Below are 14,236 nucleotides of genomic sequence, written 5' to 3' on the forward strand. Positions count from 1 at the left end.
CCTGAATGAACGATATGTTTCCTTTAGCAAGCGCCGCCGGCATGACCGTCGGCCTTGCCCTTTGCGCTTTGATAATCGGCCTGGTACTGGCGATGTTCTTTGCGGTGTGGGAGTCAGCCAAATGGCGCCCCGTCGCATGGACAGGCTCCGCCGTGGTAACGATTTTACGCGGGCTACCGGAAATTCTGGTGGTCCTGTTTATCTATTTCGGCTCTTCGCAGCTGTTGCTGATGCTCTCCGATGGTTTCAACATCAACCTCGGGTTCGTGCAAATTCCGGTACAGATGCAGATTGAGAACTTCGACGTCAGCCCGTTCCTGTGCGGGGTTATCGCCCTGTCGCTGCTGTACTCGGCGTATGCTTCACAGACCCTGCGCGGTGCGCTGAAAGCGGTCCCCCAGGGGCAGTGGGAATCTGGCCAGGCGCTGGGGCTTTCCAAAGCGGCGATTTTCTTCCGTCTGGTGATGCCGCAGATGTGGCGCCATGCCCTGCCGGGGCTTGGTAACCAGTGGCTGGTACTGCTGAAAGATACGGCGCTGGTCTCACTGATTAGCGTGAACGATCTGATGCTGCAAACCAAAAGCATTGCTACCCGTACCCAGGAGCCATTTACCTGGTACATTGTGGCGGCCGCGATTTACCTGGTTATCACCCTGTTCAGCCAGTACATCCTCAAACGCATTGACCTGCGCGCGACTCGCTTTGAACGGAGACCAGGCTGATGCTTGATTACTTACCTGAACTGCTGAAAGGCCTGCATACCAGCCTGACGCTGACCGTGGCTTCCATTGTGGTTGCGCTGATCCTGGCACTGATTTTCACCATCATCCTGACGCTGAAAACGCCGGTGCTGGTGTGGATTGTCCGCGCTTATATCACGCTCTTTACCGGTACGCCGCTGCTGGTGCAGATCTTCCTCATTTACTACGGTCCGGGCCAGTTCCCGTCGCTGCAGGAGTATCCGGTGCTGTGGCACCTGCTCTCTGAGCCGTGGTTATGCGCGCTGATTGCCCTGTCGCTGAACAGCGCTGCCTACACGACTCAACTGTTTTACGGTGCCATCCGTGCGATTCCGGACGGACAGTGGCAGTCGTGCAGTGCGCTGGGGATGAGTAAGAAAGACACGCTGGCTATTCTGCTGCCTTATGCCTTCAAACGTGCGCTCTCTTCTTACTCCAACGAAGTGGTGCTGGTCTTCAAGAGTACGTCGCTTGCCTATACCATCACGCTGATGGAAGTGATGGGCTACAGCCAGCTCCAGTATGGCCGTACTTACGACGTGATGGTGTTTGGTGCCGCCGGTGTCATCTACCTCATCGTTAACGGTCTCCTGACGCTCCTGATGCGTATGGTTGAACGCAAAGCGCTGGCGTTTGAACGCCGCAACTAATACTGCATAAACATCTTTTTTAAAGGCGGGCAATCTTTTTGATTGTTCGCCTTTTTTATTATCAAATAAAAATATTTATCCATATTTGTTGCATATAAATTCATTAAATGGCATGGTTAATCCACGCCTGATAGACGGCACAACACATCATAAGATTGACAGACGGGAGCTACACCATGAAAAAAATACTGCTGGCGGCACTGCTCGCAACCTTCACCACAGGCGCTATCGCCGCAGAAAAAATCAGCTTCGGGGTGTCAGCTACCTACCCACCGTTTGAATCGCTGGATGCCAGTAACCAGATCGTCGGTTTTGATATCGATCTCGCTAAAGCGCTGTGTAAAAAGATGCAGGCCGATTGTACTTTCACCAACCATGCGTTCGACAGTCTGATCCCGTCGCTGAAATTTAAGAAATATGATGCGGTGATTTCCGGTATGGACATTACCCCGGAACGTAGCAAACAGGTCACCTTCACCGACCCGTACTACGCCAACTCGGCCGTAGTGATTGCGAAGAAAGATAAGTATAAAACCTTTGACGATCTGAAAGGCAAACGCATCGGGATGGAAAACGGTACTACCCACCAGAAGTACCTGCAGGATAAGCACCCGGAAGTGAAAACCGTCGCCTACGACAGCTACCAGAACGCCATTATCGACCTTAAAAATGGCCGTATCGACGGTGTATTTGGTGATACCGCGGTAGTCAACGAATGGCTAAAAACCAATCCGCAGCTGGGCGTTGCCACACCGAAAGTGACCGATCCGCAGTACTTCGGCACCGGATTAGGCATTGCGGTACGTCCGGATAACAAAGCATTGCTGGAAAAACTGAACGCCGCGCTGAAAGCGATTAAAGCCGACGGCACGTACCAGAAAATCAGCACCCAGTGGTTCCCTGAATAAGCTTCCCTCTGCATCAGCAGGCCAGCCATTGCGCTGGCCTTTATTTTTTCTGAAAAATTTTACCCCCCTTCTTACTATCCCCATTATGGGTATAGTATACTTTCTTTTCGCTGCTGGACGATGCCGATATGGATGCCATTTTTGTCGAGCTTCCCTCTTTCGAACGGTCACGAGCCCTTTATCTTAGTGACGAACGCTTCCGTGAACTGCAGATTGTATTACTGCAAAATCCACATGCAGGAGAAGTCATACAACACACGGGAGGGTTAAGGAAACTAAGATTTAAAGACGTGATGCGTGGAAAAGGTACTCAGGGTGGATTGCGAATTATCTATTACTGGTGGCAGCAACGGATGCAATTTTTACTTTTTACGTTATACAACAAGAACGAAATGACCGATTTAACTAAAGAACAGTGTCAGGTACTCGCACAACTGCTACGACAGCGTGTCAGGGGGTTATGATGAAACGTGATCTTTTTCGTGAGCTGACTGAAGGAATGACGTCATGGCAGGAAGTCAACGAAGGGAAGCGGACACTGAAAACGCATCGACTCAGTGCGAATGATATTGAACTCTCGCCTGCTGAGATCCGCGCTATTCGCAACAAACTCAACCTTTCTCAGGCTTTGTTTGCCCAATATCTGCACACGGCTGTGAAAACATATCAGAACTGGGAACAAGGTCTTGCTCGTCCAAATAAACAAGCTATTTTGCTGTTACGTATCGTTGAGCAAAGCCCGTCAACGCTGAATCTACTGGCGACTTTACGCTAGAGAGGCACAATATTGACCCAACGAATGCAGGCCTAATCGGTAGATTTCGTTATTTTTACCCCAGTTTGACTTATTTCTACCCCTTCCGATCCAGGTAATCCTTCTATTGTTCCTTTTGCAGCAATCATGCTGAGATAATAATTAAAATCAATAAGTTAAATTATTACCTTATGAATATTCAATGACTGATTCTATCAGTACGATCTTGCTCCCGGCTCTGGCAACGAGATTATTCCAGTGAATTTTTGGGCGCGACAGTGCTTGATAATAGTGATACTGACGATATGTACTTTAACCGCCTGGAATATATCGCGGAAACCAACCAACTGATGGTCAATTCTCTTTCCAACTGCACAATCATTGGGCTCAATATTGATAGTAATGAAAGAAAAATAAATGGAGTAAATAATAAGGAATACAAGAATAATATTTATATATATAAATACAGTATGAATGAATCGAATTAATAATAACTATATATTGGTTGCCGCCTTACAGCGGCAACGAAAACTGGAAACAGGCTCCTGAATTTCCTTCCAGAAGACGAATGTCGCCGCCGTGCAGCTGCAGCATCCGGCGGACAATCATCAACCCCAGACCACCACGGGATTCCCCGGTTTTTTGCTGCTGCAGTACGGACGGGCGCTCAAACAGCGAGGCTCGCAGCTCTCCCGGGATCCCCGGCCCGTTGTCCTGCACCTCCACGACCACGTTATTGCCTTCCACACGGGTACGAAGCGTGATGTTGCCCCCTCTCGGGGTATGGCGAACCGCGTTGTCCAGCAGGTTGGTCAACACCCGTTCCATCATCGACAGATCGGCGAACACCTGCGGCAGGCCGCGCGGTAGATCTATGTTGATGGTCAACTGACGCGTTTCTATTGCGAGATCAAACTTTTGCGCCACATCCTGCACCAGCTCAGCCATGGAAAATGTTTCACGCTGGGGCTTGATGCCACCGTGTTCAAGACGCGCCAGCTCAAACAGCTGCTGCGACAGATGGCGAACCTTATTCCCCTGGCGCAGAGCGATATTCAGGTACTGCTTGGACTCTTCCGCCGTCAGGTTTCCGGCTTTCACCGATAGCGTTTCCAGATACCCCAGCAGCGAAGTGAGCGGCGTGCGTAAATCATGTGAAATGTTGGCAACAAATTCGCGGCGCTGGCGATCGCTGTCGGCCAGCTGATCCCACTGCTGCACCACCTGCTGCGCCAGTTCGATAAACGCATTGCGCAGCAGCGCCACTTCGTTAGCCGGATGACGTTCCGGCTCAAGCGTCGCCAGGCGTTTGATCGTGCTGATGCTGTCCTGATCGAGCCCCCCCACTTGCGCGGTTAGCCTTTTCACCGGACGGGTCACCCAGTACCACAGCAAAAGCCCGGTCAGTACGCCAAAAATCGCCACCAGCAGCAGTGTCCACATCACCGTATTCCAGAACGTTTGCTGCCAGGCGGTTTCCGCCAGCGCGTTCAGCTCCTCCCCCTGCAGGATGATATACAGGTAGCCCTGCAGCTCACCGTTGAGGCGGATAGGCGCAACGCTGAAGACTTTTTCTCGATCGACACTGCGCGGATCGTCGCCATACACCGGCCTTTGCGTAGTGTTGAGTACGGTTTGTAACGGCGCGATGTTGATCTGCTGGCGTTTGATATGCCCCGCCGGAGCCGCATCGGCAAGCAGATCGCCCTGCGGCGATACCAGGTACAGCTCAACGCTGGGGTTGAGGGTCATTAAGCGATCAAAGAGCGTTTTCAGCGCCGCACGGTTGACCTTCCCTTCGCTATCCAGCAAAGGTTCGCTCTTCACAATTTGCTGCGCCAGCCCCGCCGACAGCCGTTGCACCATTGCGTTGCCGTACTGATTGCTGCTGTAGAGCTGCACCCCGCAGGCGGCTACCGCGCAAAGCAGCAGTACCGCAGTAAACACCAGCGTCAGCCGCTGGCTGAGGCTTAACCGGCGGATCATGATTTGTGCTCCGCCGACTGACTGGCAAATTTGTAGCCTTTGCCCCATACGGTCAGGATGATTTCAGGTTCTGCGGGATCGTGTTCTATTTTGGTTCGCAGACGATTGATATGGGTGTTAACGGTGTGCTCATAGCCTTCATGCTGGTAGCCCCAGACGCGGTCAAGCAGCGACAGACGAGAGAATACTTCTCCGGGATGGCGGGCAAACCAGTAAAGCAGATCGAACTCCCTCGGTGTGAGTTCAATAAGCTCGCCGCGCAGGCGTACCTCCCGCGCCAGCGGGTCGATTTCCAGCCCGTGGCAGGCAATCAGCCCCCCTTCCATACGGATGTTTTGTCCCATTGCCTCCTGGCGACGAAACAGCGCCTTCACCCGGGCAATCAGCTCCAGAACGGAGAACGGTTTTGGCAGGTAATCGTCAGCGCCCATTTCAAGGCCCAGCACCCGGTGCGTTTCGCTGGTGCGGGCGCTGATAATGATCACCGGTAGATAGCGGGTCATCTGGCGAATACGGCGGCAAATTTCCAGCCCGTCAACGCCGGGCAGCATCAAATCGAGGATCACCGCGTCCCAGACGTGTTTCTCCAGCTGAACCAGCGCCTGCACGCCGTCAGCTTCATGCACTATCTGGTAGCCTTCATCCTGCAGATTGAGCTGCAGCAGCGTGGCGATATCGCCATCGTCTTCCACCAGCAGAATTTTTTTCGCGTTGCTCATCGTCTTTCACCCGCCATGTCTTTACTACCAAGAGTAACCCAGCATGGCGCGGCAAGTTATCACATTTTATTTAAACTTCCGTGAGGAAGTGGGGACCGTTTCTGCGCCATGCTCTGAATTAGTGAAACACGGAGAAACGTTGATGAACGCCCCCCATAGTGAAACTGTCCATCCCCTCTGGCTGCGCTGCTGTCACTGGGTTAATGCCATCGCCCTTGCCGGCATGTTGTTCAGCGGCTGGCGCATCTACAACGCTTCTCCGCTGTTCGATTTTTCATTTCCTGCCTCGCTGACCCTGGGCGGGTGGCTGGGCGGTGCCCTGCAGTGGCATTTCGCCATGATGTGGGTGTGGGGCATCAACGGTGCGGTTTATCTTCTGCTCGGCGTAGTCAGCGGCCGCTTTCGGTATAAATTTCTGCCGCTCTCCCTGCGGGCGCTGTTCAACGATGTTGTGCAGGCGCTGCGCGGCAGGCTCACCCATAACAATCTCTCTCAATACAACATGGTGCAGAAAATCGCTTACCTGGGGGTGATTCTGCTCGGCGTCGGGCAGTTGCTCTCTGGTCTGGTGCTATGGAAGTCGGTGCAATTCCCCCTGCTGCGCACGCTTCTGGGCGGTTACGAAGCCGCACGCTACATCCATTTTTTCTGCATGAGCGCCATTGTGCTGTTCATCGTCGTGCACCTCGTGATGGTGCTGCTGGTGCCGCGCACGCTGCTGGCGATGTTTCGCGGACGCTAAGGATAACTGATGAAAAAGCCGACCTTTCTCTCTCACAGCGATAAAACTTACCTCCTGAAGGAGGCTGAGAAAACACTAAACCCTGCGCGTCGCCGCCTGTTACGCCAGGGCCTGACGCTGGGTGGCATTATGCTGCTCACCGGCTGCGATATCAGCGATAACGAGGATGTCGAAAAGGTGTTATCACGCATGTCGCGCTTTAACGACCGGGTTCAGGGGTTTCTCCTGAGCGACCGCCACTTAGCCCCGGAATACAGCGCGGCGGACATTACCCGTCCATTTCCGTTCAACGCCTTTTACGGCCCGGAGGATATTCCGCAGATAGATGGCGAGCATTACGCCCTGGAGGTCCGGGGGCTGGTGCGGGATACCCATCGCTGGACGTTACCGGAGCTGTATCGCATGCAGCAGGTGAGCCAGATAACCCGCCATATCTGCGTGGAAGGCTGGAGCGCAATTGGCAAGTGGGGCGGCGTTCCTTTCGGCCATTTTTTGACGCTGATTGGCGCCGATCTTCACGCGAAGTACGTCAGTTTTCATTGTGCCGACGGGTACTACACCAGTATCGATATGGCCACCGCGCTGCACCCGCAGACTCTGCTGGCCCTGACCTGGGACAACCAGATCCTGCCTGCGAAATACGGTTTTCCAATGAAAATCCGTATCCCAACCAAGCTGGGGTACAAAAACCCAAAACACGTTCTCTCTATTGAAGTCACCAATCGTTTCCCGGGCGGTTACTGGGAAGATCAGGGTTACAACTGGTTTGGTGGCAGTTAACCCCCCAAAAAAAGTAACGAGGAAATACCATGAAAAAGATGATGATCGCCGCTGCTGCTCTCTCTGCTCTGCTGATGGCTAACGTTCAGGCTGCCGACAATATGAGCAAAGATAATATGGCGAAACCCCACGACAGCATGTGCAAAGACAAGATGTGCAAAGAGGGGATGAAAAAGGACCACATGGGCAAAATGGACAACATGAAGAAGGACGAAATGAAAAAAGAGGGCATGAAGAAGGATGAGATGGGCAAGAAAGACGCCATGAGCAACTAATTGCCATCAAATGTCGGGGAGAGAGGCATCTCTCCCCGGATTCAGCGCCTGATAAGCAGCGTCAACACTTCATAATGAGCGGTATGGGGGAACAGATCGAACAGTTGTACGCGTTCAACGCGGTAGCCCGGTAAATGGGCGATATCTTTCGCCATCGTCTGCGCGTTGCAGCTGGAATAGATAATATACGGCGGCGCCATTTCGCTCAGATAATCGCACAACGCTTTGCCAATCCCGCGACGCGGCGGGTTAACCAGCACCAGTTCCGGTACTTCGCCCTGCCCGGTCGCAAACTGAGTCGAATCCAGCGCCTGAAAATGCAGATTAGTCAAACCCAGCCCGGCGGCAGACTGCTTCGCGCAGGCAATCGCCTCCGGGGCTATCTCTATGCCGGTGAGCTTCATCTCGGGCGTAGCGCAGTGCAGGCCAAAGCCCCCCACACCGCAGAATAAATCCCACATATGCTGAACCGGCAAGCCACGCACCCACTCCCGTGCGGTGGCGTACAACCGTGCGGCAACCGTCGGGTTGGTCTGGAAGAAGCTTTGCGGGCGGATCCACAGCGGGACGTCGTTTAAGGTTTCCCCCAGCGCCTGCTGCCCGGTGAAGTAGACTTCCTCTTCGCCTTCCATAATTGCCATATGTACCGGCTGAATATTGGCAGTGATGACTTTTAGCTGCGGCAGCTGTGCCTGCAGCCAGGGGAGTGCCGCACGCAGCTGTTCTATTTTACTGTGCGAGCGCAGGACAAAGCGCAGCATCATACCGCCGTCGCGCTGGCTTTCAGTGAGTAACACATATTTAAGCTCACCGCGCTTGCGCGCCACGCTGTAGGGCGTTAACCCGGCGCGGGCGATAAACGGCTTCAGGACGGCAAATACCGGTGCGAACGAGTCCGGGTACAGCGGGCAGTCGGTTAAATCTTCCGGCGTACCGTCACGATGCAGCATGCCGAGCAGCGGTTTTTCAACGCTGCCGCTGACCACCATTTTGGCTTTGTTGCGAAACCCCTGTTCCGGGCCACTGACGGGCGCGCACCACTCACCTACGGGCATCTCCGCCAGCAGCTGGCGTAAATCGTCCATTTTGGCGGAGAGTTGGTCGCTGACCGGTCGGGTTATCCACTGACAGGAGCGACAGCGGTCGGCGTCATAGAGTGCGCACTGCATACAAAAACCTTCAAAATTCCAGGGGCGGGGATTGTATCACCGTTATTGCAGACGGAAAAACCGTCGGCTGGCGGCGGGCACGAAAAGCAGGAACAGCACCAGCATATCGGGTAATTTCTGCATCATCAGCGAGCGCAGGATTTCCCGCTTTGAGCCTCCGGCAATGCTGAACAGCTCAGGATAACCATAGCCAAGCGAGGCGGCCCACAGATAACCCGCGGCTATCACCTGGGTCATCAGGTAGATCCAGCGCGCCCAGTTGCGTCCCTTAATCAGCGAGAAAGCACACCAGATCTCAACGAACACCAGCACCAGGCTTGAGAGAAACACCAGCGTCAGGCTCCAGGTCTGTACGCTGCGATGAATAAACTCACCGGCCCCGCGAACGCCCAGCAGGTTGAAAATCATTATCAGATCGAGAGCACGAATAAGAATAATGGCGAGCGCCGCCACCTGCACAATGGCAGGAACGTTCAGGCGAGCATGTGACGCAGGTGTTTTACTAAAAAATCTCAATGTCTTACTTCCCTGAAAAACAGTGCCGCGTCATGCGCGGCACGTTGCAAGATTTTAATTCCTTCAGCCGCGTCTTGCACGCTGGATATCACGCACTCGCTGTTTTTCCGCTCGCGCCATCAGATACCAGGCGATAAAACCAATCACCCCGACCACCCCGAGAATAATGGTCGCCAGCGCGTTGATCTCCGGGTTAACCCCCATGCGTACGCTGGAGAACACCAGCATCGGCAGCGTCGTCGCCCCGGGGCCCGAGACAAAGCTTGCAATCACCAGGTCGTCGAGCGAGAGCGTAAACGCCAGCAGCCAGCCGGAAATGACCGCGGGCATGATCATCGGCAGCGTGATGATAAAGAACACCTTCAGCGGCGTAGCGCCAAGATCCATCGCAGCCTCTTCGATAGAGCGATCGAGTTCGCGCAGTCGGGAAGAGATAACCACGGCCACATAGGCGGTACAGAAGGTCACATGTGCCAGCCAGATGGTGAGCATTCCACGGTCAGAGGGCCAGCCAATCGCGTGCCCCAGCGCCACAAACAGCAGCAGCAGCGACAGCCCGGTGATGACATCCGGCATAACCAGCGGCGCGGTTATCATAAACGCAAAGCCGTTCGAACCCCTGAAGCGACCAAAGCGCACCATCACCACCGCCGCAATAGTGCCGAGGATAGCCGCCATGGTCGCCGCCGCCGCGGCAATGGTCAGGCTCAGGCCCACCGCACTCATCATCGCATCGTCGTGGAACAGCTCAACGTACCAGCGGGTCGACCACCCTGCCCATACCGTTACCAGCTTCGAGCTGTTAAACGAGTAGATAACCAGCATCAGCATTGGCGCATAGAGGAAAGTAAACCCGAGCACCAGAATAACAATTCGCCACGGGGAGCGTACTACCGGCAACGTATTCATCCGTGATCCCCCATCTGTTTCTGCTGATATTTGTGGAACCACATGATCGGCACAATCAACAGCAGCAGCATGACAATCGCCACCGCCGAAGCCACCGGCCAGTCACGGTTATTGAAGAACTCCTGCCACAGCACGCGGCCAATCATGATGCTGTCCGGCCCGCCGAGCAGTTCCGGGATAACGAACTCCCCCACCGCCGGAATGAACACCAGCATCGACCCGGCGATAATTCCCCCTTTCGTCAGCGGAACAATCACCTTAAAGAAGGTCTTCAGCGGACGAGCGCCAAGATCCAGCGACGCCTCTACCAGCGAGTAGTCAATACGCGTCAGGGCGGTATAAATCGGCAGCACCATAAACGGCATATAGGCATACACAATGCCGATATAGACCGCGAGATTGGTATGCAGAATGGTTAACGGCTGATCGATAACCCCCAACCACATCAGGAAATTATTGAGAATACCGTTGTTTTTCAGGATCCCCATCCACGCATAAACGCGGATAAGGAACGAAGTCCACGACGGCAGGATCACCAGCAGCAGTAGAATGTTTCGCGTTGAAGGCTTACTGTGCGCCACCGCCCACGCCAGCGGATAACCCAGCAGAAGGCAGAAAAAGGTCGAGATCGCCGCAACCTGCAATGACTGCAAATACGCTTCAAAATAGAGCGGATCGTCGGTCAATTGCAGGAAGTTGCCGATATTAAGGGTTAACGTTAGCTGGTCATCCACCCAATCAAACAGGTTGGTGTAGGGGGGAATGGTACGCGCCATATCCGCGAGGCTGATTTTAAAAACGATCAGGAATGGCAGCATAAACAGCAGGATAAGCCAGATATACGGCAGCGCGATCACCAGCTTACGCCCGTGCTTCATCTGCATTCTGGCAAGCCAGGGCACAGCACTTTCCTGCCGGGTGGCACGTGATGGAGAATCTAATGTCGTCATCGCTCCTCCTTACACCGTCAACACCACGCAGCTATCCGCATCCCAGCACAGACGCACCTCATCGCCCCAGGTCGGCAGACCTTTGCGATAGCGGTGTTCGTTCTGCAGCTGGGCGCTGATCATCTGCCCGCTTTTGAGGCGGACGTGGTAGATAGAGAGATCGCCAAGGTAGGCAATATGCGTCACTTCTCCGACGGCAAAGTTATAACCGTTTTCCGGCGGCGCTTCACAGAGCATGATTTTTTCCGGTCGCAGCGCCACGTACACCGGCACGTTGTCGACCACCGATGCTTCCACATCAACCTTCAGCGGATGCACAAGCCCCGGCGATTCAATCACCAGACCATCGTCGTGGCGTTCTTTGAGCAAGCCTTCAAAGACGTTGACCGAGCCGATAAACTCCGCGCTGTAGCGGGTCGTCGGGTGCTCGTAGATCTCCTCCGGTTCACCAATCTGCACGAACTTGCCGCGGTTCATAATGGCAATACGCCCGGCCATGGTCATCGCTTCTTCCTGGTCGTGGGTGACCATCACGCAGGTCACCCCTACCCGCTCGAGAATATCGGCCACTTCGAGCTGCATCCGGTCGCGCAGCTTTTTATCCAGCGCGCCCATCGGCTCATCAAGCAGCAGCAGCTTCGGGCGCTTGGCAAGGCTTCGGGCCAGGGCCACACGCTGGCGCTGGCCGCCGGAGAGCTGATGCGGTTTGCGCTTTGCAAACTCCTGCATATGCACCAGCGTCAGCATCTCCTGCACGCGGCTGTCTATTTCGGCTTTCGGCAGTTTGTCCTGCTTCAGGCCAAAGGCAATGTTCTGCTCGACGGTCATGTGCGGGAACAGTGCGTAAGACTGGAACATCATGTTAATCGGCCGCTGGTACGGCGGCACATGGGAAAGATCGACACCATCGAGCACAATCTGCCCGGCGGTCGGTGGCTCGAAGCCCGCCAGCATGCGCAGCAGCGTCGACTTCCCGCAGCCGGAGGCACCGAGCAGAGCAAAGATTTCACCTTTATAAATAGTCAGGCTCACGTCATCGACGGCATGCTGCCCGTCGAAAGACTTGGTGAGATTGCGGATTTCCAGCAGCGGGGTCAGCGCTTTACGAATTTTCGCCTGTGGGCGTGGGGTCGCGTCGTTCACTTGAGTGCTCTCCGGCAAAAGCTAACAACTGTATGGACCGGTGCCATACAAAATAGTCTCACCGGGCGAGCACAATGCCCGCCCGGCGCTGGGGTTATTTCCCGCTTTTCACCTTGGTCCATGCACGCGTACGTACACGGTCAATCTTCGGATCCTGAACCTTCAACGTGAACAGTTTGGCGCGCACGTCTGCCGGTGGGTAGATCCCCGGATTATCACGTACCGCCTCGCTCACCAGCGGTGTTGCCGCTTTGTTAACGTTGGCATAGAACACGTGATCGGAGATGTGAGCAATCACGTCCGGACGCAGCAGATAGTTGAGGAACTGATACGCTTCGTCTTTGTTTTTGGCATCAGCCGGCATTGCGAAGACGTCAAAGAAGGCCAGCGCCCCCTCTTTCGGGATGGAATAAGAAATATTCACCCCATTTTTGGCTTCTTTTGCCCGGTTAGCGGCCTGCCAGACGTCGCCTGCCCAGCCAATTGCCACGCAGATATCGCCGTTTGCCAGATCGTTTATGTACTGCGAGGAGTGGAAGTAGCGAATGTTCGGACGCAGCTTCAGCAGCAGGTCGGTTGCCGGGCCGGTATAGTCATCCGCTTTGGTGCTGTTCGGATCTTTGCCGAGGTAGTTCAGCACGGTAGCAAACACTTCTTCAGGCGCATCGAGGAAGGAAACTCCGCAGCTTTTCAGCTTCTCGAGGTTTTCTGGCTTCAGGATCAGATCCCAGCTGTTAACCGGCGCGTCTTTGCCGAGGACCGCCTTCACTTTATCCACGTTATAACCAATACCGGTGGTCGCCCACATATACGGCATCGCATATTTATTATCAGGATCGTGACGGGCAATAAGTTTCAGCAATTCCGGATCAAGGTTCTTCCAGTTCGGTAATTTACTTTTATCGAGCGGCTGAAATACCCCCGCCGTTAATTGACGCTCCAGAAAACTTGCGGATGGCACGACCAGATCAAACCCGGTGCTGCCCGCCATTAATTTACCTTCGAGTACTTCGTTGGAATCAAATACGTCGTAAACAACTTTAATACCGGTCTCTTTTTCAAAATTGGCTACCGTATCCGGCGCAATATAATCAGACCAGTTATAAACATGCAGCGTTTTTTGTTCAGCGGCTAGCGTGCCTGCAGAGACCACCATCAGCGCACCGGTCACCAGACCCGTTAACCATTTTTTACTCAATGCAGCCATATCACTTTTCCTTCTATACGAAATACAAGGTATGCAATAAATGCATATTTAATCAGTCAGCACAGGCAGTTACTGCCGGATTTTATTGTGTCGCAAGAATAACCATAGCCCGTGTCTGAGACCATAGCCCAGGTTAAAAAACGCCTTTTATCAATTTTTTACGCGGGATCACTGTATGGCGTAATCCAACCACGGCGGAATGGTGGTGAATAATGCTTAGCTGAATGGTGACAAGCAGAATAAATGCGTGGATCGTACAGCCGCTGTGGCAGCGGCTGCCTTTAAGTCAGGTGGGGTCAGTGGAGAAAATGGTATTGAATTTCTTCTTTCGGCTGCTCTTCTTCCTCTTCCGGTTTATAGAGCAATTCGTGAGCAGAAGCCTCAAGAATAACCATTGAGATCTGCTCTTCGCTCTGACGGAAGAACCAGGCAAACTGCTCAAGCGCCACGCCGGCACCCACTGCGAGCGACTGGCAGACCACCAGTTTCGGCAGGTTATCGTCCTGAATGTCGAGGAACGCTTTAACCGTCAGCGAACTGGCGTTGATTGAGGAGAGATCCGCCGACAGCGCCAGCAGCCCGGAAGGCTTCACTTCGGCAAGCGCGGAAAACAGGATGACGTTATCGAGAAGATCGATTTTCGCATCGAAGATCCCATCGAAATTCTGCATATGTGGCAGATGCAACGCCTGACAGGTGTCGCACTCAAAAAAACTGATGCCAAGTTCGTCGAGCCATTGACGCAACGTATCCAGACCCGGGACGACGAGTGTATGCATATGCCTGAG

17 protein-coding genes are annotated in these 14,236 nt (G+C 53.9%); 8 read left to right on the forward strand and 9 right to left on the reverse strand.

The features are described 5' to 3' along the window. The first annotated feature begins 5 nt into the window (after positions 1–5). From artQ to C7387_RS09705, 5 genes are all read left to right on the forward strand, one after another. Positions 6–722: an arginine ABC transporter permease ArtQ gene (artQ, locus tag C7387_RS09685; RefSeq protein WP_006819265.1), complete on the forward strand. Its 717-nt coding sequence runs from the start codon at positions 6–8 to the stop codon at positions 720–722. Then, positions 722–1,390, forward strand: a complete 669-nt coding sequence (gene artM, locus C7387_RS09690) for an arginine ABC transporter permease ArtM (RefSeq protein ID WP_006819264.1) — start codon at positions 722–724, stop codon at positions 1,388–1,390. The genes artQ and artM overlap by 1 nt, the downstream gene beginning before the upstream one ends. Before the next feature lie 176 nt (positions 1,391–1,566). After that, a complete protein-coding gene (artJ, locus tag C7387_RS09695) occupies positions 1,567–2,298 on the forward strand; it encodes an arginine ABC transporter substrate-binding protein ArtJ (protein WP_120816575.1) in 732 nt (243 codons plus the stop codon). 128 nt (positions 2,299–2,426) lie between these two features. Continuing rightward, positions 2,427–2,762, forward strand: coding sequence for a toxin (locus C7387_RS09700; RefSeq protein ID WP_120816576.1), 336 nt, complete (start codon positions 2,427–2,429; stop codon positions 2,760–2,762). Then, positions 2,759–3,073, forward strand: a complete 315-nt coding sequence (locus C7387_RS09705; protein WP_006819261.1) for a helix-turn-helix domain-containing protein — start codon at positions 2,759–2,761, stop codon at positions 3,071–3,073. The genes C7387_RS09700 and C7387_RS09705 overlap by 4 nt, the downstream gene beginning before the upstream one ends. A gap of 492 nt (positions 3,074–3,565) precedes the next feature. Here the strand turns inward: C7387_RS09705 and C7387_RS09715 are convergent, their stop codons facing one another. Together C7387_RS09715 and C7387_RS09720 are read right to left on the reverse strand one after the other, a co-directional pair. Further along, positions 3,566–5,038, reverse strand: a complete 1,473-nt coding sequence (locus C7387_RS09715; protein WP_006819259.1) for a sensor histidine kinase — start codon at positions 5,036–5,038, stop codon at positions 3,566–3,568. Next, on the reverse strand, positions 5,035–5,757 hold the full coding sequence (locus C7387_RS09720; protein ID WP_120816578.1) for a response regulator transcription factor: 723 nt from the start codon (positions 5,755–5,757) through the stop codon (positions 5,035–5,037). Before C7387_RS09720 ends, C7387_RS09715 begins: the two co-directional genes overlap by 4 nt. Before the next feature lie 142 nt (positions 5,758–5,899). Between C7387_RS09720 and C7387_RS09725 the strand changes: the two genes are divergently transcribed. From C7387_RS09725 to C7387_RS09735, 3 genes are read left to right on the forward strand one after another with little or no spacing between them, the layout of a single operon-like run. Continuing rightward, positions 5,900–6,499: a cytochrome b/b6 domain-containing protein gene (locus C7387_RS09725; protein WP_120816579.1), complete on the forward strand. Its 600-nt coding sequence runs from the start codon at positions 5,900–5,902 to the stop codon at positions 6,497–6,499. 9 nt (positions 6,500–6,508) lie between these two features. Beyond that, positions 6,509–7,279, forward strand: a complete 771-nt coding sequence (locus tag C7387_RS09730; RefSeq protein ID WP_006819256.1) for a molybdopterin-dependent oxidoreductase — start codon at positions 6,509–6,511, stop codon at positions 7,277–7,279. Between the two features lie 29 nt (positions 7,280–7,308). After that, positions 7,309–7,554 (forward strand): pentapeptide MXKDX repeat protein, encoded by a 246-nt coding sequence (locus C7387_RS09735; RefSeq protein WP_006819255.1) that lies wholly within the window; start codon positions 7,309–7,311, stop codon positions 7,552–7,554. Positions 7,555–7,595: 41 nt separating this feature from the next. Here the strand turns inward: C7387_RS09735 and rlmC are convergent, their stop codons facing one another. The 7 genes from rlmC to C7387_RS09770 form a co-directional block, all read right to left on the reverse strand. Next, the gene (gene rlmC / locus C7387_RS09740) at positions 7,596–8,723 is read right to left on the reverse strand and encodes a 23S rRNA (uracil(747)-C(5))-methyltransferase RlmC (protein ID WP_120816580.1); all 1,128 of its coding nucleotides are present in this window, start codon (positions 8,721–8,723) and stop codon (positions 7,596–7,598) included. A gap of 42 nt (positions 8,724–8,765) precedes the next feature. Then, entirely contained in the window at positions 8,766–9,239 is a 474-nt protein-coding gene (locus C7387_RS09745; RefSeq protein WP_038258686.1) for a YbjO family protein, read from the reverse strand. Positions 9,240–9,302: 63 nt separating this feature from the next. Beyond that, positions 9,303–10,148, reverse strand: coding sequence for a putrescine ABC transporter permease PotI (gene potI, locus C7387_RS09750; protein ID WP_006819252.1), 846 nt, complete (start codon positions 10,146–10,148; stop codon positions 9,303–9,305). After that, a complete protein-coding gene (potH, locus tag C7387_RS09755) occupies positions 10,145–11,098 on the reverse strand; it encodes a putrescine ABC transporter permease PotH (protein ID WP_038258688.1) in 954 nt (317 codons plus the stop codon). The genes potI and potH overlap by 4 nt, the downstream gene beginning before the upstream one ends. Positions 11,099–11,107: 9 nt before the next feature. Further along, positions 11,108–12,241, reverse strand: coding sequence for a putrescine ABC transporter ATP-binding subunit PotG (potG, locus tag C7387_RS09760; RefSeq protein ID WP_040903435.1), 1,134 nt, complete (start codon positions 12,239–12,241; stop codon positions 11,108–11,110). A 94-nt stretch (positions 12,242–12,335) separates the two neighbouring features. Further along, positions 12,336–13,448 carry a spermidine/putrescine ABC transporter substrate-binding protein PotF gene (gene potF, locus C7387_RS09765; RefSeq protein ID WP_006819249.1) on the reverse strand — a complete coding sequence of 371 codons (1,113 nt, stop codon included), beginning with the start codon at positions 13,446–13,448 and terminating at the stop codon, positions 12,336–12,338. Between the two features lie 296 nt (positions 13,449–13,744). Further along, positions 13,745–14,227: a type III secretion system chaperone family protein gene (locus C7387_RS09770; RefSeq protein WP_006819248.1), complete on the reverse strand. Its 483-nt coding sequence runs from the start codon at positions 14,225–14,227 to the stop codon at positions 13,745–13,747. Positions 14,228–14,236: the final 9 nt, after the last annotated feature.

This window comes from Yokenella regensburgei (assembly GCF_003634235.1).
Classification (GTDB): Bacteria; Pseudomonadota; Gammaproteobacteria; order Enterobacterales; family Enterobacteriaceae; genus Yokenella; species Yokenella regensburgei.